Source organism: Pseudomonas sp. S150 (assembly GCF_004526365.1).
Taxonomy (GTDB): Bacteria; Pseudomonadota; Gammaproteobacteria; order Pseudomonadales; family Pseudomonadaceae; genus Aquipseudomonas; species Aquipseudomonas putida_A.
The window spans coordinates 2176728-2198988 of the sequence record NZ_CP038207.1 but is presented as its reverse complement, the minus strand read 5'-3'; the positions used below and the strand labels follow the sequence as shown (position 1 = coordinate 2198988).

The 22261-nt window shown below is 57.7% G+C and carries 13 protein-coding genes; 5 read left to right on the top strand and 8 right to left on the bottom strand.

Going from position 1 to position 22261, the window contains the following annotated elements; translation table 11 throughout:
• The first annotated feature begins 98 nt into the window (after window positions 1–98).
• Window positions 99–1280, top strand: coding sequence for an MFS transporter (locus tag E3Z29_RS10235; protein WP_134785699.1), 1182 nt, complete (start codon window positions 99–101; stop codon window positions 1278–1280).
• Here the strand turns inward: E3Z29_RS10235 and E3Z29_RS10230 are convergent.
• The 3 genes from E3Z29_RS10230 to E3Z29_RS10220 all read right to left on the bottom strand — a co-directional run bounded on the left by E3Z29_RS10230 (window position 1225) and on the right by E3Z29_RS10220 (window position 3685).
• Window positions 1225–2157, bottom strand: a complete 933-nt coding sequence (locus E3Z29_RS10230) for a DMT family transporter (protein ID WP_098967746.1) — start codon at window positions 2155–2157, stop codon at window positions 1225–1227. The two genes, E3Z29_RS10235 and E3Z29_RS10230, sit on opposite strands and share 56 nt — an antisense overlap.
• A gap of 241 nt (window positions 2158–2398) precedes the next feature.
• Entirely contained in the window at window positions 2399–2803 is a 405-nt protein-coding gene (locus tag E3Z29_RS10225; RefSeq protein WP_134785698.1) for a DUF2177 family protein, read from the bottom strand.
• Window positions 2804–2848: 45 nt separating this feature from the next.
• Window positions 2849–3685: a S1 RNA-binding domain-containing protein gene (locus E3Z29_RS10220; protein WP_027614566.1), complete on the bottom strand. Its 837-nt coding sequence runs from the start codon at window positions 3683–3685 to the stop codon at window positions 2849–2851.
• 349 nt (window positions 3686–4034) lie between these two features.
• Here E3Z29_RS10220 and E3Z29_RS10215 point away from each other — a divergent pair, with 349 nt between their 5' ends.
• The 3 genes from E3Z29_RS10215 (at window position 4035) to E3Z29_RS10205 (ending at window position 6090) form a co-directional block, all read left to right on the top strand.
• Window positions 4035–4223, top strand: coding sequence for a hypothetical protein (locus tag E3Z29_RS10215; RefSeq protein ID WP_016985943.1), 189 nt, complete (start codon window positions 4035–4037; stop codon window positions 4221–4223).
• 206 nt (window positions 4224–4429) lie between these two features.
• The gene (locus E3Z29_RS10210; RefSeq protein ID WP_096797476.1) at window positions 4430–5149 is read left to right on the top strand and encodes a TorF family putative porin; all 720 of its coding nucleotides are present in this window, start codon (window positions 4430–4432) and stop codon (window positions 5147–5149) included.
• 71 nt (window positions 5150–5220) lie between these two features.
• Window positions 5221–6090 carry a DUF6279 family lipoprotein gene (locus E3Z29_RS10205; RefSeq protein WP_098967741.1) on the top strand — a complete coding sequence of 290 codons (870 nt, stop codon included), beginning with the start codon at window positions 5221–5223 and terminating at the stop codon, window positions 6088–6090.
• Window positions 6091–6204: 114 nt separating this feature from the next.
• On the opposite strand, the gene E3Z29_RS10200 is transcribed toward E3Z29_RS10205, so the two are convergent.
• On the bottom strand, window positions 6205–6597 hold the full coding sequence (locus tag E3Z29_RS10200) for a transcriptional regulator (RefSeq protein WP_134785697.1): 393 nt from the start codon (window positions 6595–6597) through the stop codon (window positions 6205–6207).
• A gap of 176 nt (window positions 6598–6773) precedes the next feature.
• On the opposite strand from E3Z29_RS10200, the gene E3Z29_RS10195 reads away from it, so the two are divergent.
• Window positions 6774–7508, top strand: coding sequence for a thioredoxin family protein (locus E3Z29_RS10195; RefSeq protein WP_098967739.1), 735 nt, complete (start codon window positions 6774–6776; stop codon window positions 7506–7508).
• A 76-nt stretch (window positions 7509–7584) separates the two neighbouring features.
• Here the strand turns inward: E3Z29_RS10195 and E3Z29_RS10190 are convergent, their stop codons facing one another.
• The 4 genes from E3Z29_RS10190 to E3Z29_RS10175 all read right to left on the bottom strand — a co-directional run bounded on the left by E3Z29_RS10190 (window position 7585) and on the right by E3Z29_RS10175 (window position 22006).
• On the bottom strand, window positions 7585–7887 hold the full coding sequence (locus tag E3Z29_RS10190; protein ID WP_134785696.1) for a hypothetical protein: 303 nt from the start codon (window positions 7885–7887) through the stop codon (window positions 7585–7587).
• Between the two features lie 54 nt (window positions 7888–7941).
• Complete coding sequence (locus E3Z29_RS10185; protein WP_127646219.1) at window positions 7942–8370, bottom strand: hypothetical protein; 429 nt, start codon at window positions 8368–8370, stop codon at window positions 7942–7944.
• Between the two features lie 233 nt (window positions 8371–8603).
• Window positions 8604–8948: a hypothetical protein gene (locus E3Z29_RS10180; protein WP_098967734.1), complete on the bottom strand. Its 345-nt coding sequence runs from the start codon at window positions 8946–8948 to the stop codon at window positions 8604–8606.
• On the bottom strand, window positions 8945–22006 hold the full coding sequence (locus E3Z29_RS10175; RefSeq protein WP_134785695.1) for a hemagglutinin repeat-containing protein: 13062 nt from the start codon (window positions 22004–22006) through the stop codon (window positions 8945–8947). The genes E3Z29_RS10180 and E3Z29_RS10175 overlap by 4 nt, the downstream gene beginning before the upstream one ends.
• Window positions 22007–22261 lie beyond the last annotated feature (255 nt).

The window sequence follows — 22261 nt, the reverse complement described above, 5'->3', positions numbered from 1 at the left end:
TCTCCATAACAGAACAAGTTACTCACTATTATTCAATTTTAAAGAAAGTCAATCGCTTCTAGCCTGACGGTCATTGCTCCTTCAAAGGAATCCCGACCATGTCGCCACTGATTCGCTTATCCGCCTGTTTCGTCGCCCTGATGATGGCCATGGGCATCGGGCGTTTCGCCCTCACCCCGCAATTGCCACACCTGCTCAGCGAAGGCCAGGTCGACCTGACGGCCGCCGGTCTGATTGCTGCGGCCAACTACCTCGGTTACCTGCTGGGCGCGGTGGACGCGATGTTCGCCCACCGTCCGCAGCAAGTTCAGCGCCGGTTGCATGGCGGTTTGTGGCTGTGTGTGCTGCTGACCCTGGCATCGTTCTGGGCCAACGGCTTCTGGGCGCATTTGCTGCTGCGCTTCGGCACCGGGGTGGCGAGTGCCTGGGTGCTGGTGATGATTACGGCGCTGAGTCAACCACTGGCAGCGGCGGCAGGCCGGCCACGGTTGGGGGCACTGGTATTCGCCGGTCCCGGACTGGGAATTTTTCTGACCGGGCTGCTGGCACTGTTCTCACATCTGCTGAATCAGACCTCTGCCACCTTGTGGCTGATCTATGCCGCCGTGGCGCTGGTGATGTTGCTGGGGATCGTGCGGATCCTGCCGCAACCGGGCGTGCACACACCGGTCGCCACCCTCAACGTCAACCATTCGAATCGCGGCATCCCGCGACTGGCGGCGGTGTATGCGTTATATGGCGTGGGTTACATCATCCCGGCCACGTTTCTCTCGCAAATGGCCAACGCGCAATTTCACGGGCAATGGCAGGCCGACCTGTTCTGGCCGTGCTTCGGTCTTGGTGCGGCGATTGGCGTGCTGTTGGTGAGCCTGCGTCGCCATGATCCGAACACCACACGGCACTGGCTGACCGCCACCCTGTGGTTGCAGGCGCTCGGGGTCTTCGCCTGTCTGTTGGGCAGTGGTTATGGCTTGGCGCTGGGGGTGGTGTTGTGCGGCATGCCGTTCCTGGCCTGCATGCAACTGGTGATGCAACGTTCGCGAGAACTGGCGCCGCACACAACTCAGCGCAACGCCGGACTGCTGACCGCATGCTTCGCCGTCGGCCAGCTCAGCGGCCCGTTACTGGCGGCGCTGAGCAGCCATTTCAGCGGTGGTCTGCAACCGGCGCTGATCATTGCCGGCAGCGGTCTGCTGATTGCCGGCGGGCTTGCGCTGCAATCGGTCAGTGCTGGCCGAGGGCTTTGCGCAAACGCCGACGCACCCACTGCTCAGCGCTGACAAAGGTAATGCCAAGCAACACCAGCACCGCGCCGATGACGAAGTTCACGCTCAACTCTTCACCAAGCAGCACCACGCCGAACGTGACGCCGAACAACGGCGTCATGAACGAAAACACCGCCAGATTGGCCGCCAGATAGCGGCGCAGCAGCCAGAACCAGGTCAGGTAACTGAAGAACGACACCACCAGGCCCTGGAACAGCACGCTGGCCACCGCCACGCTGGTCAGGCTGACGTGAGTGATCTGGCCGCTGAACAGCGCGATCAACAGCAGGCCGACGAAGCCGACGATCAATTGATAAAACAAGGTCAAGGTCACCGGCGCTTCCGATAGCCGCGAAGCGCGCACCACCACAGTGGTCGCGCCCCAGCAGGCACCGGCAATGACCCCGAACGCATCGCCCAGCAGCATGCGCCGGTCGAGGTTATCCCACGACACGCCGCCGGCGAAGGCAATGGCGATACCGACGAAGGCGAGCAGAATTCCCAGCCATTGCAAAGGCCGCAGGCGTTCACTGGCCAACAGAAAATGCACGCCGAGCGCGGTGAAAATCGGCGCGGTGTAGAGGAACACCGACATGTGCGCGGCGGTAGTCAGTTGCAGACCTTCGGCGATGAAGAAGAACTCCAGACCGAACAGCGCACCGGCCAGCAGCCCTCCACGCCAGGTGTTGCCGACCTGATCCCAGCCGCCCTTCCAGCACAGCAGCAAACCCACCAGCAACGCGGAAATCCCCGAACGCCCGGCCGCCTGCATCACCGGCGCGATGTCGGGCGCGGCCCACTTGATCATCACTTGCTGCACGCCCCAGATCAGGCAGAGGCCGATCATCACCTGCAAGGCAAACCCATCGGCATTGCGCCGCTCGACACTCACCGCAACACCTCAAACACACACAACATGGCAGCCGTCCACTGGTCAAAAATCTGTGTCGGGGATTATCAATCACTCGGGCAAAAAAAGCCGTCTGAAAAAGACTTTGTCTGCGTCAGTAACGTCAGCGGTGAATGGTTGTCGGCTGCGCCGCCATTCGCGAGCAAGCCCGCTCCCACAGTTGACCGCACTTCCCCTGTGGGAGCGAGCTTGCTCGCGAAGGCGTCTGCCCAGACAACCAGGATTATGCAGCTGACCTCACAAATCGCTTCGCAACCAGGAAACCGACCGAGCAGGCAACAGCCGTGGCAAACGCTCCCCAAGCCCAATCCATCAAACTCACCTGCACCGACCACCCGCGCAATGTCGCCCAATTGGTCAGGTCATACGTGCCATACGCCACCAGCCCCAGCAGCGCGCCCATCTTTGCCGCACGTTGCCAGCTCTGTGCCGGCAAGACCACAAACAGCACGCAGCCAAAAACATACAGACAATAAAAAACCGCTGCCGGAACCAGCAGCGGTTTTTCGAGCATCAGCGAACCGAGCAGTTCGCGGTAGGTTGGCGCCATCAGCACGCCGAGCCAGATACCGTCGAGCAACAGAAACGCCAGCAGAGTGGCGATATAAGCAAGCAACGGCTTTTTCATTTACCCGACCTCAAGTGACCCCATGCAACATGGGCCCCGCAAGGCTCAGGTTAGTTCAATGCGATCGGCATGAATGACGATCTTGCCTTCCTTGTACAGCGAACCGATGGCCTTCTTGAAGTTGCCCTTGCTGACACCGAACAGACTGCTGATCAACGCCGGATCGCTCTTGTCGCTGACGGCCAGCGTGCCATTGTTTTCGCGCAACTTGGCGAGGATCTTCGAGCTCAGGCTGCTCGCCGCTTCCTGGCCAACCGGTTGCAGGCTGAGGCTGATCTTGCCGTCGGCGCGCACTTCCTTGATGAAACCCTTCTCGCGCATGCCGGAACGCATGAACTTGAAGATCTCATTCTTGTGGATCAAGCCCCAGTGCTTGTTGTTGATGATCGCCTTGAAGCCCATGTCGGTGGCTTCGGCCACCAGCAGATCAACTTCCTGCCCGGCGCTGTAGTTGGCCGGGGTCTTGTCGAGATAGCGATCCAGACGTGCGGTGGCGGTGATGCGGCGGGTGTGTTTGTCGAGATAGACGTGCACCACGCAATATTCACCAGCGGTCATCTGCCGCTTCTCTTCGGAATACGGCAGCAACAGATCCTTCGGCAAGCCCCAGTCGAGGAACACACCGATGCTGTTGATTTCAACAACTTTCAGACTGGCAAACTCGCCGACCTGAACTTTTGGTTTTTCAGTGGTAGCGATAAGTTTGTCATCGCTGTCCAGATAAATAAAAACGTTGAGCCAGTCTTCATCTTCGCTGGGAATATCTTTAGGGATATAACGGTTGGGCAAAAGAATTTCGCCGTCGGCACCGCCGTCCAGATATAAACCGAAGTTAGTGTGTTTAACCACTTGCAAACTGTTGTAACGCCCGACTAAAGCCATTTTCCAAAACCCTCATTGCGTGGGCGGCATTCTACCCGGTTTTGCCGGTCTCGTTCGCTGGGCAAGCAGCCTGCCGCAGAAAATCTGCGGAAGCCTTGATTTTCCTTGGTTTGCGCAGGCGGCTTGCCATTCGTCAGGCCAGCGCGAAGCCTGCTGTGCCGTTTCACGGCGGACATTTGCGCCAATGAAGAATAAATGTTTTTATTTAAAACAGTGGCTTAGGGGAATATTCCGATTGTTTAATCGAGAATAATCCACCCACGCGCTCAGTTATTCCCGGGGATATTTATCAAGCAATTGTCAAGTTATTCCTGTACGATGCCTGGCCGAGTTACTTTTCTACAGGTTAATGGCCGCCATGCGTGTAAAAGCATCCACCAGCAAAGCAAAGCCAGCTCCAGCCGTTGAAACCAGCGAATCGATCAACGATCAGATCGCAGCGTTCCTCAAGTCCGGCGGCGAAATCCAGCAAATTGCCAAAGGCGTCAGCGGCCAGACGTTCGGTCCGTCCAAGCAGATCAGCCTGGGCAAGAAGTAACACCCGGTAATACACCCGTCCTGAGACGCTTTGAGCTTCGAAGCGTCTGGACTGGCACCCGCGTTACACCCTCCTTCTGTTTAATCAAATCCTTTGAAAATCGACGAACGGCCATCATTGCCGAGCATTCGCCGGTATCCTTGCACGCGTCTGGATCAAGCGTTTCAGCAGGCCAAGCCCTGCCCTCGCTGTTCATGGAGTGACGCATGCTCAAATCAACTTTCTGTTTATTGTTTGTGGGCCTTATGGCCTGCTCATCGGCGCACGCGCAGATTTTCCAGCGCGAGCTCGGCGACTTCGACCTCAAACTCGGCACCACGCCCAGCCGCAGCATGGCCCAAGGGCTGGTCAAACCGGCGGCAGTCGGCTCGTTCCACGGTGGCCTCGATCTCAGCCACGACAGCGGCCTGTATGTCGGCCAGTATGCACCGAGCATGGGCCTGACCCCGGGCAAGAATCTGGAAATCGACTCCTACGTCGGTTTCAAACAACCTTTCGATCAGACCCTCGGCTACGAAGTCGGGATGATCCATTACAGCTATCCCAAAGTAGACACCCTCGACAGCCAGGAGCTGTTCGGCGGCCTGACCCTGCTCGGCAGCCGCTTCGGTGTGGCCGTCAGCAACGACCCGGACAAACAGAACAACACGCTGTTCGCCGACCTCGGCGGCAATCAGCCGTTCGGCATCGGGATCAGCATGAAATACACCACCCACCAACTGAACACGCCGGTGTCGGTGGACGGTGGTTATGTCAGCAGTTTTACCGATTGGTCGGTGAAGTTTTCCCGACCGTTCATGGGCGTCGATCTCGATCTGATCTACAGCAATTCCAACCTCAGCGGCAGCGAATGCTCGGCGTACTCGGGACACAACAGTCAGTGTGACGGCCTGGTGACGCTCAAGGCCGAACGCGCGTTCTATTGATCGGCTGAACTGCCGGGAGCTTCCTGCGTTCACATGAGAATCAGACGTCAGGCTCTCGCAAGGATTCGCTCATGTCTCGCTGGTTCAAACACCTCGCCACCCTGCTGATCTTCACCCTCGCCCTCGGCGCCTGCAGCCGCGTCGGCCTGGCCTACCGCAATCTCGACGTGATCATTCCATGGACGCTTGGCGACTATCTGGACATGACCAGCGAGCAAAAAGACTGGTTCAACGATCGCCTCAAGGAGCACCTGAACTGGCACTGCACCACGCAATTGCCGGGCTACCTCGACTGGCTGGATCGCTTGCAGGCAATGGTCGAAAGCAATCAGGTGACCGACGCTGCGCTGCAAGCACGAACCGAGGAAGCGAAAAAAGCCATTGCCGAAACTGCACGGCAGATCACACCGTCGGCCATCGAGCTGCTGCAAGGGCTGGACGACAAGCAAGTCGCCGAGATGAACGATGCGTTTGCCAAGGATCTGCGCAAACGGGAAAAGGAATACGTCAAACCGCCACTGGCGCAGCAGATCGCCGAGCGCGGCGCGCGCATGGACAAGCGCCTGACCGATTGGCTTGGCCCGTTGAGCGCCACTCAGGAACAACGAGTGATGGCCTGGTCGACCGCGCTGGGCGATCAGAACACTCAATGGATCGCCAACCGCGCACATTGGCAGCAGCAGTTCAGTAACGCCGTTGCCCAGCGTAAAAGTGCCGAATTCCCACAACGAATCGAGACACTTCTGGTCAACCGCGAGCGTTTATGGACAACGGATTACCAGAAGGCTTACGCCAACACCGAAGCGCAAGCGCGCTCGCTGGCGGTGGATTTGATGGCCGAAAGTACGCCGCAGCAGCGTCAGCGGTTGCTGAAGAAAATCGAAGGGGTGCGTAAAGACTTCAATGACCTGAAGTGCCTGAAAGCTGCACAGAAACCTTAGTAGGATGCCAATCCAATGTGGGAGCGGGCTTGCTCGCGAATGCAGTGGATCATTCACCATCTATGTGCCTGATACAGCGCATTCGCGAGCAAGCCCGCTCCCACAAAAGGCCTGTCAGGCAATCTGCGCCTTTGAAGCCAGCTCATCAAACGTCGCCTCATCCAGCGCATCTTCCTGCTCGTCCAGCACCTGCCGCGGATGATCATTTCCGGGAATGCTGCTGTCGATCAGGCTCAGCAGGCTTGATCCGCGTGGCGTCAGAATGAAATTGCTGCCGGTACTGCCCATATGATCAGGGCGCGGTTCGATAAATCCACGATCAAGCAACAAGCCTTCATATTCGCAGGCCACCGTTTTCAGGTGATCCAGATTCTCGATCGGCTCGCCTGCACTGGCTTTCTGCGCCGCATAGTCCTCGGCATATTTTCGCGGCGCGAAACTTTCGCCTGCACTGTTCTGCACTTCATGCAGCAAGCGTTCAATCAAATCCCAGTTATAAGTCGTCATCCTGATTCAACCTCCGGTGCGCGTGATTTGGGGCGCTGTCATAGGTTGTGACCCGGACGCATCGCAGCCGTTCAGCGGCATTTTCCGCAGCGACCGACCGGCGGTCTGTCGAATTGATCGAGGGTTAAACGACTAGTCTGACAAAGACGGTTTCAACCCCCGCAGGAGAAATCATCATGAACGTCGAGAATCATCCGGTGGTATCGCGCGAAGAATGGCTCGCTGCGCGCAAACAGCATCTGGCCGACGAAAAGGCCTTCACCCGTGAGCGCGACCGCTTGAGCGCCAAACGCCGCGCATTGCCCTGGGTCAAAGTCGACAAGGACTACCGCTTCCACGGCCCGCACGGCGAGCTGAAACTGGCCGACCTGTTCGGCCAACACAGTCAATTGATCGTTTACCACTTCATGTTCGCCAAGGACTGGGAAGAAGGGTGTCAGGGCTGCTCGTTCCTGTCCGACCACATCGACGGCGCCAATCTGCACCTGGCGCATCACGACATCGCAATGGTCGCGGTCTCCCACGCCCCGTTTGAACAGTTCCAGGCCTTCAAGCGGCGTATGGGCTGGAAATTCGACTGGGTGTCGTCAGACGGTTCCGATTTCAACTACGACTCTGGTGTTTGCGCCCGCGCTGAAGATGTTGCTGCAGGTAAGGCTACGTACAACTACGAAAAGACTGACAGTGCCGAGGAAGAAATGCCCGGCCTGAGCGTGTTTTATCGTGATGCAAAGGGCGACATTTTCCACACCTACTCAACTTATGCCCGCGGTCTGGACATGCTGGTCGGCGCCTACAACTACCTTGACCTCACGCCCAAGGGCAGGAATGAGGACGAGATCATGGAGTGGGTGCGGCATCATGATCGGTATGAAAATGAAAAAGCCTCGAGTTGCTGCCACCAGAGATAATCAGCAAATCAAAGGAAAGGCAGCGGCCGGCAATACCGCCCGCTGCATCCTGGATGCCTGGAATACGCATCATCGTTTAGTAGTCGAATTTCGTTTTGACTTGTTCGCCTTCGCGATAAGACAGAACAAAGGATATCCATGGCTCGCCGCGAGCAACCGCATTCGCGTGTAATTTTTCTACAAGCGCATAGATTTTCGAATGGTTGAAATCAGTCTCAGCGTCCCAGATTTCTGAACCATTTTTTTCAACGGCGAGGTCTTCCTCCATATAGTTACCACCCCACTCAACGCTGTATCGAAAGGCGTCATAACCGTGAACAATTCCGCCTTCAACCAGCTGAAAAATTGCTTTGACGATTTCAAAGTCTTCAGTAATCACTCTATTTCCTGCGGAAAGGGTCTTTCATTATTCGGGACACGACAGACCGAACTTTCAATGGAGAACCGGAAGTAAACCCACTCTGCCCGTCGTATGCTTACCACGCTCATTCGCCGCGTTGATCTGATCTGCATACGCCGACACGTCGAGCCCGAGACTGATCATTGATCTGATCGATTCCAATGCGGCGTAAATTACACTGCCATTACGTGAAGTCACCTTAAGCAATAAGGCCAGTGCTCTTTTATCCGGGGAATCCCCCAACATTTCACACACCCGTAACACCCAAAAATCGCTCCTGCTGTCTACAACCGAGAAGAGTTCCAGCCAATCAGTATCAGAGAAGCGATCCAGCATCTCGGAGGCGCTGACAATGGCGACGTCAGACCAATAGTCCCTTGGATGCTCCTCATCAGCAAATAAATCTATCAACTTATCAAACTTAATAAACATCGTTGCTGTACTCAATGACTGCAGAAGCATCCCCCGCCCTCTCTGAAGAAAGAAGCGTAAAACGGGGGACAGACTACGTTTTCGCAGTACTTTCTAAACGTGGTCTGTCCCCATTTACGTTGAATTTTGCGCCACCTCCGCGACGTGGGGAGGCCGGCCAGATGATTCTCAGATTTATTATAAATCCGTCCCCTTTTCAGTAGGCTTGTGGGGATCTCTCAGAATCCATCCTCTTTTCCTACCTTTTTCTGAAAAAATGTAATTCACACCTCTAAACAAATAAGATCAAGGGCAACCTTCAACTTCCTTCGCGCCCTTTTCGATAATTTCTTATCATTATAACTTTCAATCGACCGCACTTCGACCAAAGGGCCACCCGGCATTGTTTTGGCTGAACGCGGAACTTCAATAATTGCTACCCGACCGACATCAATAAGCACCCAATAAATATCCTCAGCCTGTTCGGGAACCCAGTCCAAGATGAACGCAACATTAACTTCTGGAAACTTCTCCTGCATTATCCTCAACAGTGCAGAGTTTTCCTCCCCGGAAAACAGTGCCTCCTTGGACCCTAGCAGCTCCCTTTTAATTTCCTCATCAAAAATCATTCAAGCACTCCCGGAAACGCTGTAACCAAGTTCCCAAATTTGTCGGTCATTACGGTCATTATAGATGTGCTTTTACCATCATTGAATTTATCTGTCCCAATCTCTCTACCAACATTGACTTCTCGTACATATCGGTCGCCCTGCTTACTTTCAACAATTCTCGTAATAGGCGTATTTATTACTGTTTTGCTCTGTAGAAGCGTACGAATCTCCTTTTCGCTGATAGAGAATTGGCTAGCATTCGACTTACCTGAAAGGTGGCGAGAAATCAAATGATCCATGCCGGAATTTTTCAGGTTGACGCGTGATTTCACTCGACCCGGAATGACAGGTAATGATGGCCCTTTATCGATTTCTACTCGCGGCTTACTGGGTCCTGGGCTGCCACTTACACCCAGAATTCTTCCACCAGTCTTGATGCCAAAGCCTGTGACCCCATCCAAAACAGCACCAAGGAGGAACTTGGTGGCCATCACATAGGGATCTCCCTTCAGCGCAGAGTCAGGATTCGTCTTATCACTCTGGTGAAGGTACTTCATGTATTCCAGTTCGCGACCGGTCACGGCGGCCGCCAACTTGATAGCCGCGGTCTCCATAGCCTCATCGTATTGCTCTTTGACCAAGCCTTTAAGCGCGCTCGCCGTAACACTCACGACTAGCTTGAACGGGCCCATCAAAGCCTGCATCGATAGTGAGATGGCCATAAGCTGTTCTGGGGGAATCTTGCCCGCTAGTGTCAACGCCGTTACAACCGGGGCAAGTAGTGCCTCACCCGCATTTCGAGGAAGGTTACTGATGCCCGTTTCACCGATTTCAAGAACCTCTCCCAGCCTCCAGTTATCCTGTTGATTTACCTTGCACGTTTTGTTTTCGATGCAGTCTTTCAACTTGCCATCGTAGGCTGCGGCTTGAGCCTCAAAATCGACTAGAGCCTGAACAATTTTAGGATCAAGGGTTTCCAGTAACTCTGGGTCAAGTCCGGCACGAACCAGGTTCTTGGTTATCGTGAGCGCGCGCTTCTCTCCAAACTTCTCAATGAAATTTTTCGAAACATCATCGGCATTTACGTGCTGTGCCTGAATATCATTCCAGACATTATCTATGGAGCCCAAAATCAGGGCTATCTGAGCTGCTTGATCCTTTTGATTCTTGGTAAAGTCAGTAACGCTCTTTTCCCACTTATCGAGCGTTGCAACAGGGTGTCTTACTGCATCAATTGAACTACTGCTGACATACAGATCCGTACGATGCTCTTCATCCTTGGTGACCTCGTAAGCCTTATTCACATCCCGATTCAGCCCGGCCGTGGAATCCTGTCCGGTGACCTTGTCGTTGCGTACGATGATCTGGCCCGCGCCGACGGTGGCATTGAGGGTTTGCTCACGATCTTTGTCGTATTTGTAGCCTTCCACCGCCCAGCTTTTCTTGGCGTCCCCCTCCATGCCCTTGTTGGGCTTATCGGCTTGGGCGTCACCGCCCGGGCTATAACTGCCGCTGACATTGAGGTAGTAACCGTGCTCGTTGTCCTTGCCGGTGATGTTGCGATAGCCGAGGGTTCCGGTGTCGAGCTTCAGGTTGCCGTTATCAGCCGTGATGACCGCACCGTCCAACTGGGTGTGGTCCTGTGTGCGGATGTCGACATTGCTCTTGCCATTGATGACCGTCTGGTTTTCGACCCAATTGGTTTTACCGGTGGTTTTGCCATAGCCAACGGAACCGCTCGCTCCATAGAAAGAGCCGGTAATACTCAAGTCGAGTTCTTTTCCGCTGACCTTGCCGGTGTTCGGGACCGACGTTACGGTGAGGTTTCGACCGACATCGCCGATGACTTCATCACCACGCAGCGTGGCGCCCGCAATGTTGGTGTCACCCTTGCTCTCGAAACTCAACTTGTTGCCGGCATACAGATAGGCTTCCTGCTGCTTGACACCCTCACGGTTGAGGTCACCGATCCCCACATTCGCCGAGCCATAGATGCCGAAACCTTGCTGGCCAAAGATGATGCCGCCCTCGGCCCCCCAACTGCGTCGATCATTCGAGCTGCTGTAGGCATTCTGTGAAGACAGAATGTTCAGGTCGTTACCGGCCTTGAGCTTGATGTCACGCTCTGCGGTGACCTGGGTACCCACCAGTGTCAGATCGTTTTTTGCATCCAGATTGATGCTGCCGCCAGCATTCAACTGAGCGGTCGTCGAATTCCCCTGCGCGGACTCGCCTACGTTACCGGCGTTGCTGACCCCTACACCGAGTTTGAAGCCGCCGGTGGTGCCGCCTTTCACGCCACCTTTGCTTTGGGTCGAATGATCCTCGGTGTTCTCGGAACCGTGAGCCACATCGAACCGGATGTCTTTGCCCTTGACGTTGATGTCGCGACCGGCATTGAACTGGCTGCCACTCACATTGACGTTGTTCCCTGCATCAACGGTAATGTCGCCTCCCGCCGACAATGTCGACGGACGTTGAGTCACCGAAGTCTGCGTGCTGCTGGAACTGACGCTAGAAGCACCGGCATGTCCGTCAAACTTCGGCCCGCTGAAGAATTGATCCAGGGTGTCGACCGACTTCAGCACGCTGGAGCCCTTGCTGACCCCGTCCTCACCCTTGCCCGTGCCTTTGAGGCCGTCAATGGTATTGCCGATGTTGTAGGCAACCGTCGTGGTCGTCCCGTTGCGTTTCACGCTGTCACGAATGGTGACTTCGCTGGCTTCTTCCTTGGCATCGATATTGATGTCGCGGTCGGCCTTGAGCCGGATGTTGTTTCCCGCCGTAAAATCGGAGCCTTGCTGGTTGATGTCACGACCGGCATTTACATTGAGGTTCATCCCGGCATCGATGGAGCTACCGGCAGCGGTGTAGCCACTGCTGTCGACACCGTGTTTGATCGTCTCGTTACCGACAAACGTAGTGAATCCATTGTTGTCGATGGTCTGTTTGATGCCGTAGCTCTTATCGGTTTTCCACTCATTGCTGCGTTGTTTATCGATCGACGCGACAACGTTGACATCGCGTCCGGCGTCAAGCGAAGCGTTGTTATCGGCACTGATGCCGCTGCCGATGATGTTGATGTCACGGGCTGCGTCGAGAATTGCATCGTGACCGGCATTGACCTGACTACCGACACTGTTGGAGCTGATGACCTCGCGCCCGTTTTTGTGCGATGCATTGAGGGTGATGTCAGCTCCTGCACCCGGCGTACCCGCGAATAGACCGATGGTGTCCTTGAGCGACAGGCCCAGTTTTTTCTTGTACTCCTCGGCTCGGCTGTAGGCCTGATCGTCGGCTGACGACAGGGTGATGTCGCCTTCCTTGTCCACCAGCCCCGCGTGCAGCTCGGCATCGTTATCGGCATTGATCTGGCTGGCGTTCAGACGCACGTCGCGTCCAGCCAGCACCACGGCGTCGTGGCCAGCATTGAGTTCGCTGCCAATCTGGGTGACGGTGGTCTGCAGCTGGCTCTTTCCGCTGCTGGACATGCCGAACAGACCGGTCTTGGTTTTCTTACTGTAGTTGCCCGCCTCTTCAGTGGCAGAAAGCACGGACACGTCTTTAGTCGCCCCCACTACCAGATCATTGCCAGCTTTCAATTGGCTGCCAATGATGGTTACGTTGCGTCCACCATCGAGAGTGACAGCGCCATCGTTGTCCTTCGAGGTGTTGACGGTCAGGTCGTGGCCCGCCTCGATCACCGAAGCGACGTTCTCGCTTTCATAGCTTTGGCGCTCGGTCGTCTTGCTGCGCCCGAACGAGCCGTTTTTCTTCTTGTAGTAATAGGACGAACTCTCGTCCTTTGCGGAGGCAACAGTAATGTCCTGCACCGCATCGAGGCTGACATCTTCCGTAGCCTTGATCCGACTGGCGATGATGCCCAGATCGTTACCCGCGTTCAGCGCGATATCGCGTCCGGCGTTCAGTAAGGATGCTTGTTGAGTGATGCTGTGGGTTTCGTTCGCGCGCTTCTTGCTGCGCGATACGTAGTCACTCTCGTCGGCGGCCGAAGTGATGACAATGTCATGGCCTGCGGTTGCAGCGAGATCCCGCTTGGCATCCAGCCGACTGGCCACAACCGCCACATCCCGATCGGCACTGATCGACAGATCGCGCCCTGATGTCACTTCAGCCCCATGCTGGGTAATTGTCTGATCGAGGTAGCTGCCGCCCCGCGCATTGGTGCTGCGATCCTGCACTGAAGTGATGTTCACATCGCGATCGGCATCGAGAGTCATGTCCCCACCGCTTTTCAGCACGCCGCCGATGTTGTTGATGTCTTTGCCGGACTTGACCGTAAGATCATTGGCCGCTTCGATTCGCGCGGCGTTGTCCAGGTAGTCGCGGTGGAACACGTTGCCACCGCGATTGACATCGACACTGGTCACGTCACGCTGGTTGATCACGCTGCCGTTGGTGGCTGTGAGGCTGACGTCCTTGCCGGAAATGATGCCGCCGGATTTGTTGATGATGTCGTTGCCGGCCTTGAGTGTCAGGCGCTCGCCCGCTTCGATCAGACCGGTGTTGGTAAGGTTGTTACCGGCTTCGGCCGACAGGTTGTTGGAGGCTCGCAGCGTACCGGCGTTATTCAGGTCGCCACCGGCGATCAGGGTCACGTCACCGCCCTGGATCAATGCACCGTTAGGCGCCAGGCGGTTGTTGGCCTGGGCCAGGTACAACACCGGCACCAGCACTTTCTCACCGTTCACTTCGTGCTCTTCGAGCCAGACGATGTCGTGGGTCAGTGCCGCCACTTGTTGCGCGGTCAGGGTGACGCCCACCGACAGGTTGAGCTGATCCTTGCTGGCGATGGCGTTGTTCATCAGGTACTTGAACATGCCTTCGTCGGAGGTCTGTCCGTCGATGAAGCGCTGGCCGGTGCGGGCCACCACGGCCTGCTGCACCATGCGTTGTTCAAACAGTCCGTCGCCCAGGCGCTTGGCGCTGGTGTCGGGGTCGTAGCCGAGCTTGCCCAACAGATAGTCCGAGCTCATGAACTGCTTGAGGTTGGTCAGCGCCGGGTTGGTTTCGATCAGATATTTGTGCGGGTTGGAGCGCACGCTGGTATCGGGTAGGGCCTGCACGCGTGGAACGTCGAAAGAAACGTTGCCACGAGGGGGCATCAGCACACCAACCGGCCCGTCACCGGCAGCGGCATTGACGTTGATGACAGCCGTCTTGTCGTTGAGATTCAGCGAAGGACGGCTGGCCAATGCCAGCTCACGATTCTTCACCGAGACTGGATCGTTTTTATCGAACTGGAGGTCTGTTGCATGCCTGACCGGCATGCCGCCCGCATGTGTCGAGGGTGCGGCCGTGATGGAGCCGATCGTCCAGTCCTTGCCGGCTACGAGCGTTTGCTCGCTGCCGTCCTTGCGGCTGAGGCGGAACAGACCGTTGTCGCCGGTCGGCAGGGTGAAGCCCGGCAAGGCCAGTGGGTTGACCTGTTGTTGGGCGAGGTCTGGAGGAAGCTGGGCGTTGATACGGATGACTGTCGGGGTGACTTGACCCGCCAGTTGCGTGGAGCCCAGGCGAGACGCTCCGCCGGCAGCGGCGTTACCGTTGCGAACGACGCCGTTGTCCAGTTTGTTGGTCGCGTTGATATAGACGGTGCCGCCGGCCTGAACGACTGCGTTGGCATTGGCCGTCGGGCTGCTTTCAATAGTGGTGACTTTGGAGAACGCTGCGTTCTTGACCGCAGCCGGCGCCTCCGTGCGCACGCCGCTGTCGTAGCTCGGTGCAGGGAAAGGCAATTTCCCGTCGTAGTCTAGAAGGATCGACCCAAACAGGAAGAAGTTGGCGGCCTCGCTACCGGTATGACGCCCGCCGACCGTAGTCAACGTTTCGACGTTGTTCATGTCCCAAGTGTGGAGGTTCGGGATCATTTTGATTTTGCCGTCCGAGACCCCCATTTTTCCTGAGTCATAGTCCGGATCATTGGCAGCGTTATAGGCGAGTACGTCCCTCCAGAAAAACACGTCATGCCGACCTGGCGCGGCGAACCAGCGACTGACGGTGTAGTCCCCGACAGTCGCTCCCTGGTTCGTGAAGTTCTGCACGTTGATTGTCATGTCACGCCCGGCGCTTACGACAGAGGCGTTATTGATGAACTCCCGACCATTCCCAGTAAGGTTTCGCCCGGCCGTCAGCGTGCCGGAAGCCGAATCCTGAACAATGGTTGAGTGGTATTTTTCAATCCACACCATGTGGCTCGGCAGGCGAGTCTCGTAAAAAATGTTGGAGAACGAAGTACAGGTTTCGCACCGAACACCAATCGCCCCGGAGATCAGCCCGCCCCCGGCAGCCACTTCAAACACATCCTTGCGATTCTCGATGTGATCCGCCGCCAGACTCAGATCACCCACGCTTTCAATGGTCGCTGAAACGTTGTTGATCGACGAACTCCAGCCGTTGCTGTCGTCCCGGGCAATGCTGATGTTGCCGATGCCATAGATGTCGGCGTAGCGGTTGGTCAGCGTGCCGACGCGCAAGGCCATGTCGCCGCCACTGAAAATCAGCCCGTTCTGGTTAAGCAGTGAATCGGTGTTGACGCGCAGATAGCCGGCGCTGCCCAGCGTCCCGTTGTTGGTCAGCGCTGCGGCATTGACGGTCAGGCTGTCTGCCGACGTCAGTCGGCCCAGGTTGGTCAGGTTGCCGCGACTGGTGATCGTGGCGGTCGTCGCACCGGTGATGCTGGCCGCGCTGCTCAGTTCGATTCCGGACGCGGTGAGGCCAAGATTGCCTACACTGCTGAGCCGACCGTTGCCGCCATAAGTGCCGCTCAACTGGATATCGAAATTGCCACTGCTGGCAATCAATCCGTCATTGTTCCAACTGCCGCCACGTCCAATCAACTGATTGGAAGCAAGCAACTGGCCGCTCGCAGTCTGCACAAAATTGCCGACATTGACGGTCAACCGCCCAGCCTGAATCACACTGCTGTTGGTCCAGCTGTCCGCGTTCAGCGTCAGGCCGCCAAGGGTCACCAGCGAGCCGCCGGCGTTCATGACGTTGGCGGTCGAGATGCCGAATTCGCCGACGCCGACATGGGTGATCGAGCCGCCGGCATTGAGCAGGCTCGGCGTGGCGAGATTGAAGTCGTTGTTGGCGGTTTCCACCAGACCGTTGCGGTTATCGAATTGGCTGCCGATCTGGAAATCGGTTTTGCCGCCAGCGCCCAGCGCGCGCAGTTTGCCGCCCTGGTTATCGAGGTTGGCAGCACGAATCGCTAGTGTGCCGGCGCTTTCGATCAGGCCGCTGCGGTTGCTGAGGTTGCCGTTGACGCCCAGGTCGATGCCATTGCCGCTGATCTGGCCGGCGTTGTTGCTCATCGAGCCGGCGGTGGCTTTCACCTGCCCCCGGGCGTAGATCCCGCCGCCGCTGTTGTCGAGCGTGCCGACACCGGCATCGAGCAGGATGTCACCGCTGTTGGCGGCGATACGCCCGCCGTCGCTGTAGATACCACCGAGTGCGCGCAGGTCGAGGCGGCTGCCTTCGATCTTGCCGCCCTGGCCGTTGCGCAACACACCGGTCAGGCGGGTCTGCAGCAAACCCTTGAGGCTCGACAGCACACCGCCACGGCTGTCGAGGCTGGCGGCGGTGAGGGTCAGGTCGCCGTTCTGGGCGATGATCTTGCCGCCCTGGTTGTCGATGGCGCCGCTGCCCGCATTCACGGTCAGTGCTGTCATGCTTTGCACAGCGCCCTTGGCGTTGTTCAGCGCCGCAGCGGTGAGGTTCACCCCGGCATCGCGGCTGGAGATCAGGCCATCGGTGTCGTTGTGCAGAGTGCCGCCAGCGGTGAGATCCAGTTGGCTGTTGGCCGACACGGTGCCGCTTTGGCTGTTGTTCAGATCACCGCTGGTGACCAGGTTCAGCAAGGTCTGGCTGATCAGTTGCCCGCCGCGGTTGTCGACACTGGCGGAACGCTTGATCAGCAGTGGGCCGCTGCTGCCCAGCGCACCATTGACGTTGGTCAGGGCACCGAGCAGGTCGAGGCTGACGCTGTCATCGCCAACGAGGCTGCCATTGCTGTTGTTCAGGTGCGTGCCGGTGAAGGTCAGGGCTTTTTTCGCAGTGACTCTGCCGCCGCTGTTGTCCAGCGATGCGGCGCGGACGTCCAGCGCGTCACCGCTCTCGATCAAGCCGCCGGAAGCATTGCTGAGCGTGCCGCCAGTCAGGGCCAGCGTCTGTTTGCCGCCACTGCTGACCGTGCCGTTGCTGTTATCGAGGCTGGCCGCTTTGATACTCACTTCGCCCTTCGCGCCCACGCCACCTTTGCTGTGGTTGGTGAGCGCACCACTGAGGTCGATGCTGGTGTTGCCGAGCAGACTGGAAACACTGCCTTGCTGACTGTTGTCGAGGGTGCCGCCGGTGACGCTCACGCCGTTCCAGCCGGAGACCAGACCACCCTGGTTTTTCAGCTCGGCAGCGGTCAGAGTCAGTTGATCGTTGCTGATCAGGTTGCCGCCACGGTTGTCCAGGCTGTTGCCTTTCAAACTGAAGCTGTTGACGCTGGAAATCTCGCCCTTCTGGTTATTCAGATTGCGCAGCGTATCGATGCTCAACACGCCTTTGCTGTTGATCACGCCGTTCTGGTTATTGAGGTCACGCAGGTGGGCGATGCTTAGCAAACCCTTGCTGCTGATCAGGCCGTCCTGGTTATTCAGATCCTGTGCGGTGGCGCCCAGATCGATCGCCACGCCCGCAACACCCACCAGCGTGCCGCCCTGATTATTCAGGCCGGTGCTGTTGAGGGTCAGTTGTTGCGCGGCCTTGATGCTGCCCTTGTTCTGGTTGTTCAGCAGGCCATCGACCTTGACGTCGATATCGCTGTCACTGAGCAAAACACCTTCGCCGCTGTTATCCAGACTCGCCGCGCGAACCTGCAGCGCCGCCGCCGCGATCTTGCCTTTGATCGAGGTCAGCGCGTTGTCGATCTGCAGGGTGAGTTTCTGATTGCTCAGCAGTTGGCCGCCGCTGTTATCCAATGACTTGGCGAGCAGTTCGAAAGCCTGCTCGCTGGAAATCTCGCCGCCACGGTTGTTTACGTCAGCCAGATTCTTCAACAACAACTGACCCGGTGCACTGATGACGCCGCCCTGGTTGTTCAACGCGCCGCCGTTCAGATCGACGCTGACATCAGCATTGCTGCTGAACAGCCTGCCGCCCTGTTGATCGAGACCACGAACATTGGCCACCAGCGAATTGGCCGCGCCGAGACTGCCGGCGGTGTTGGTCACCTGGCCGGCCGCGATGTGCAATTGATCGGCGGAGTAAATGCTGGCCTGGCTGTTGTTGAGGTCGCCGGTGGTGATGCTCAGTTTGCCTTTGCCACTGATCGCGCCTTTTTGCTGATTATCCAGCGCGCTGCTGTTGAGCGTGAGGTCGCTGTCGGTCAGCAGTTTGCCGCCCTGGTTACTGACAGCGCCACGGGTGTCGATGGTCAGCGCTTTAGCGCTGGAGACCGTGCCGGCCTTGTTGTCGAGGCTGTCGGCGTTGATCGCCAGAGCCCCTTCACCGACGACACTGCCCTGCCCGTTGTTCAGCCCCGCAGAGAGGTTGATTGCGATATCTTTCTGGCTGGTCAGACGTCCGCTGTTTTCCAGGGTCTTGCCCGTCAGGGTCAAGCCGCTGTCACCGGACAGCAGCCCCTTGTTGCGGTTGATGACGTCATTAACCGTCAGCGCCAGATTGCCGCCGGCGAGCATGTAACCGCTGTCGCTGTTGTCGAGCCAGGCGCCGATCAGGCTCACATCGGCCTTGCTCGACAGTTCGCCGCTGCGGTTGTCGATACGGTCAACGGTGAGGTTCAGCGCTTTTGTCGCGCCCACCAGACCTTCCTGGCGATTATCCAGAGACGCGGCTTTGAGCGTCAGGCCGTTGTCGGCAATGACCACGCCGTCCTGGTTATCGAACAGACCGGTGACGCTCAAATCAACGTCGCCGCGACCACGGATTTCGCCATGGGTATTGTCCAGGCTGGCGCTGCGCGCTTCGATGCCTGCTGAGGCGATCACGCCTTTGATGTTGCTCAGGGCACGCTCAACAATCAGCGTGAGCTTTTCGTTGCTCAGCAGTTTGCCGCCATCGTTGTTCAGGCTTTGCGCGTTGACGCTCCAGGCTTTCGCGCCGGAAATCTCACCAGCGCTGTTGTTCACCTCATTGAGGTTCTTGAACAGCAATTGACCCGGCGCATGAATGTTACCGCGCTGGTTGTCGAGCAGACCGTTGTGCATGTCAACGGTCAGATCGGCGTTGCTGAACAGCTCGCCGCCGTCCTGCTCCAGCGAAGTGACCGATACGTCCAGGTTCTGCTGACTGCCGATGGTCCCGCCCGAGTTATCCAGGTGGGTGGCGGTGAGCAATAGCGTGCCATCGGTGGCGAGACTGCCGCCGCGCAGGTTCTTGAATTCGCCAGTGGTCAGCGTCGAATCGGCCTTGGCGCTGATGATGCCGGTGTCGCTGTTGTCGAGGCTGCCACTGGTAAATGTCAGGCCCTTTTGCGAGGCGAGCAAACCGCCCTGGTTCAATACAGCGCCGCCGCTGGTGAGCGCCATCGATTCGATACTCGACAGTTTGCCCAGACGATTGTCGAGACTGCCGAGGTTGAGGGTCATCTGCCCTTCACTGCTGATCAGGCCTTGCTGGTTATCCACGGCCTCGCCGAAGGTCAGCCCCAGTGTTTTCTGGCTGACGATCCGCCCGGCGACGTTGCTCAAACCGATGCCGCTCAGCGTGCTCGCGCCCTTGCTGAAAATCAGGCCGTTGCTGGCGTTGATGATCTGCGCGACTTTCGCCTCCAGCGTGGTGTCGGACAACACCTTGCCGCCCTCGCTGTTGTCCAGGCGCGACCCGTTGATGTGCAGGTCCTGCTGGCTGGAGAGCGAGCCGCCGCGGTTGTCGATCTGGTCGACGTTGACCGTCAGGGTCTTGAGCGAGCCGACGAGACCGTCCTGATGGTTCTGCAGCGTCTTGCCGGTCAGCAACAGGTTGCCTTCGGCAACCAGTTCACCGCCCTGCTGGTTCAGGCTGTCGATGTTGGCGTCGACATCGCCCTTGCCGGAAATCCGTCCGCCATCGTTGGTGACATTGTTGGCCTTGAGGCTCAGCAAACCGGTCGAGGTGAGCAGACCGCCATTGCGGTTGTCCAGCGTGTTGCCCTCGAACGTCAGTGTGGTCTTGCTTTCAACGCGGCCCTTGTCGCCGTTATCCAGTTCACCGATCAACAGTTTCGCCGCCTGATCAGCGCGAATCGTGCCACTGCGGTTGTCCGTATTGGCGCTGGTAACCGTCAGGGTGTTGAGGCTGGAAATCTTGCCGACGCGGTTATCCAGGCGCGTGGCTTGCAGGTCCATCGCTGCGTTGGCCTGGATCAGGCCTTTGTTCTGGTTGTCCAGGCGATCGCTGATGCGCGTGGTCAGCGTGCCTTCACTGGTCAACTGGCCTTGCTGGCTATTGTCGAATTGCTGTGCGCGCAGGGTCAGCGCTTGTCTGGCGCCGATCCGGCCGCCGTTGCTGTTGTTGATCGCACTGAGGGCGGTGATGTCGAGCAACTGCCCGGCGGTCATCACGCCGGCGACGTTATCCAGCGAAGTGACCGTCAGCACTGCGTCGGTCTGGCCGCTGAGTTCGCCATTGCGGTTGATCAATTGACCGATGTTGCCGGTCAGTCTGGTCTGGCTGTTGATCACGCCTTTGTTGTTCAGCACTTGAGCGGCATTCAGGTTCATCGTGCCGCCGCTCAGTACGCGCCCGCTATTGCGGTTGTCCAGGGTGCCCGCCGTGATCGCCGTGGTTTGTCCGCTGAGGGTGCCGCCCTGGTTGCTCAGGGTTTGCGCAGTGCTGACTGTCAGATTGCGGCCGGCGATGAGGCTTTTGCCAGTGTTGTCGAGGTTTTGCGCACTCAGGCTCAGATCACCGTTGGCGTTACGGCTGCCGTCGGCGTTGACCCCGGCCTCGATGACTCCGGCGTTGGTCAGCTGACCGCTGGCACTGAGGTTGATACTGTCGCGGGCAGCCAGGGTCTGGCGGTTGGTCAGATTGCCTTGGGTCTGCACGTTCAATGTCGTGCCGGCATAGACTGGGCCGCGCGCATCAAGGCTGGCCGCCTTGACGTTGACCGCGCCAGTGGCCGAGGTATCAACCAGGCTCAATTGACCATTGGCATCAAGCTGAATATCGCCACCGCTGGCGATCAGTTTACCGTCGAGCTTCACGCCGACCCCGGCCTCGGTGCCGACCAGTTTGATCGCCCCGGCATACATCCCGCCCAGCGCCGAGGAGTCAATCGCCAGTTGCGGTTTGGCGCTGCCGTCATCGGCGCGGGCCGTGACGTTCAAGGTCTGTGCGTTAACGTCGTTGCGCCCGGCAACGATGGTCAGGTTCTGCGCCTGGATTTCGGCATTGATCTTCGCGCTACGGGTGATGATTTCGAAGCGGTCGACGTTGGTCGCGTTAAGCCCGGCGCCTTCAATGGCCACAGAACCCTGATCAACCTGAAAACGATCCAGCCGCCCCGCGCCATCCAGCACCGGTTTGCCGGTGGTCAGCGTCACGCGCGGCGCGTTGATGAAGCCGCAACCATTACAGGTGATGCCATACGGGTTGGCGACAATCACTCGCGCCGACTGCCCCGCCACTTCGGTGTAACCGCGCAACTGGCTTGGGTTGCCGCTGATGACTTCGTTGAGAATGGCTTGCGCCGAGCCGCTGTTTTTCAGGTTCGGGTTGCCGATGATGTGCCCGGCCAACTGGGTGTTCGAGGTTTGCGTCGAGCTGTTGTTGAGGATGACGCCCTGCGCGCCGACGTTGTAATCGTGGAACTGGTTATGCGACAGCCCGCTGCCGTTGGGCGTGGCGATGTTGATGATCGGCACGCCATTGCCGGCCCGATCCAGCCCGGTATTCGGGTTGGCCACGACAATGCCGTCGGCCTGCGCCCACATCGGTTGCCAGAACATGACGTTCGCCAGCAGGAACGCCAGCCCGCGCTTGGGCATGCCCAGAAACGACTCACGGGTTTTCACGTCAGCAGAAGGCTGACCAGCGAGGAAGGCGTATTGGCGAACGTCCATGTTTGAGCTCTCGTTGCGACAGGCGAGTGAGTTCTGGGTAATCAACAGGCAAAGCGATCCCCGCCTGGCCAAAACACGGGGCCAAGTGAGAGAACAAGCAAAAAGGGGGGATAAATGCGCGCCTCGGTCAGAACGTCCAAAGCGTGGCAAAAACGATCGCAGAACCGCTGGCGAATAGTTTGTTCGATCCCTCGAAATCACAATTTGATATCAATTTGATGGCGCGATGGTAGATTGCCATCATTCTGGCGTCAA

Coding starts and splice junctions, on each gene's coding strand:
- E3Z29_RS10235 (WP_134785699.1), top strand. CDS start 99: ATGTCGCCACTGATTCGCTTATCCGCCTGTTTCGTCGCCCTGATGATG.
- E3Z29_RS10210 (WP_096797476.1), top strand. CDS start 4,430: ATGCTCAAATCAACTTTCTGTTTATTGTTTGTGGGCCTTATGGCCTGC.
- E3Z29_RS10200 (WP_134785697.1), bottom strand. CDS start 6,597: ATGACGACTTATAACTGGGATTTGATTGAACGCTTGCTGCATGAAGTG.
- E3Z29_RS10185 (WP_127646219.1), bottom strand. CDS start 8,370: ATGCTTCTGCAGTCATTGAGTACAGCAACGATGTTTATTAAGTTTGAT.
- E3Z29_RS10215 (WP_016985943.1), top strand. CDS start 4,035: ATGGCCGCCATGCGTGTAAAAGCATCCACCAGCAAAGCAAAGCCAGCT.
- E3Z29_RS10195 (WP_098967739.1), top strand. CDS start 6,774: ATGAACGTCGAGAATCATCCGGTGGTATCGCGCGAAGAATGGCTCGCT.
- E3Z29_RS10205 (WP_098967741.1), top strand. CDS start 5,221: ATGTCTCGCTGGTTCAAACACCTCGCCACCCTGCTGATCTTCACCCTC.
- E3Z29_RS10225 (WP_134785698.1), bottom strand. CDS start 2,803: ATGAAAAAGCCGTTGCTTGCTTATATCGCCACTCTGCTGGCGTTTCTG.
- E3Z29_RS10220 (WP_027614566.1), bottom strand. CDS start 3,685: ATGGCTTTAGTCGGGCGTTACAACAGTTTGCAAGTGGTTAAACACACT.
- E3Z29_RS10175 (WP_134785695.1), bottom strand. CDS start 22,006: ATGGACGTTCGCCAATACGCCTTCCTCGCTGGTCAGCCTTCTGCTGAC.
- E3Z29_RS10180 (WP_098967734.1), bottom strand. CDS start 8,948: ATGATTTTTGATGAGGAAATTAAAAGGGAGCTGCTAGGGTCCAAGGAG.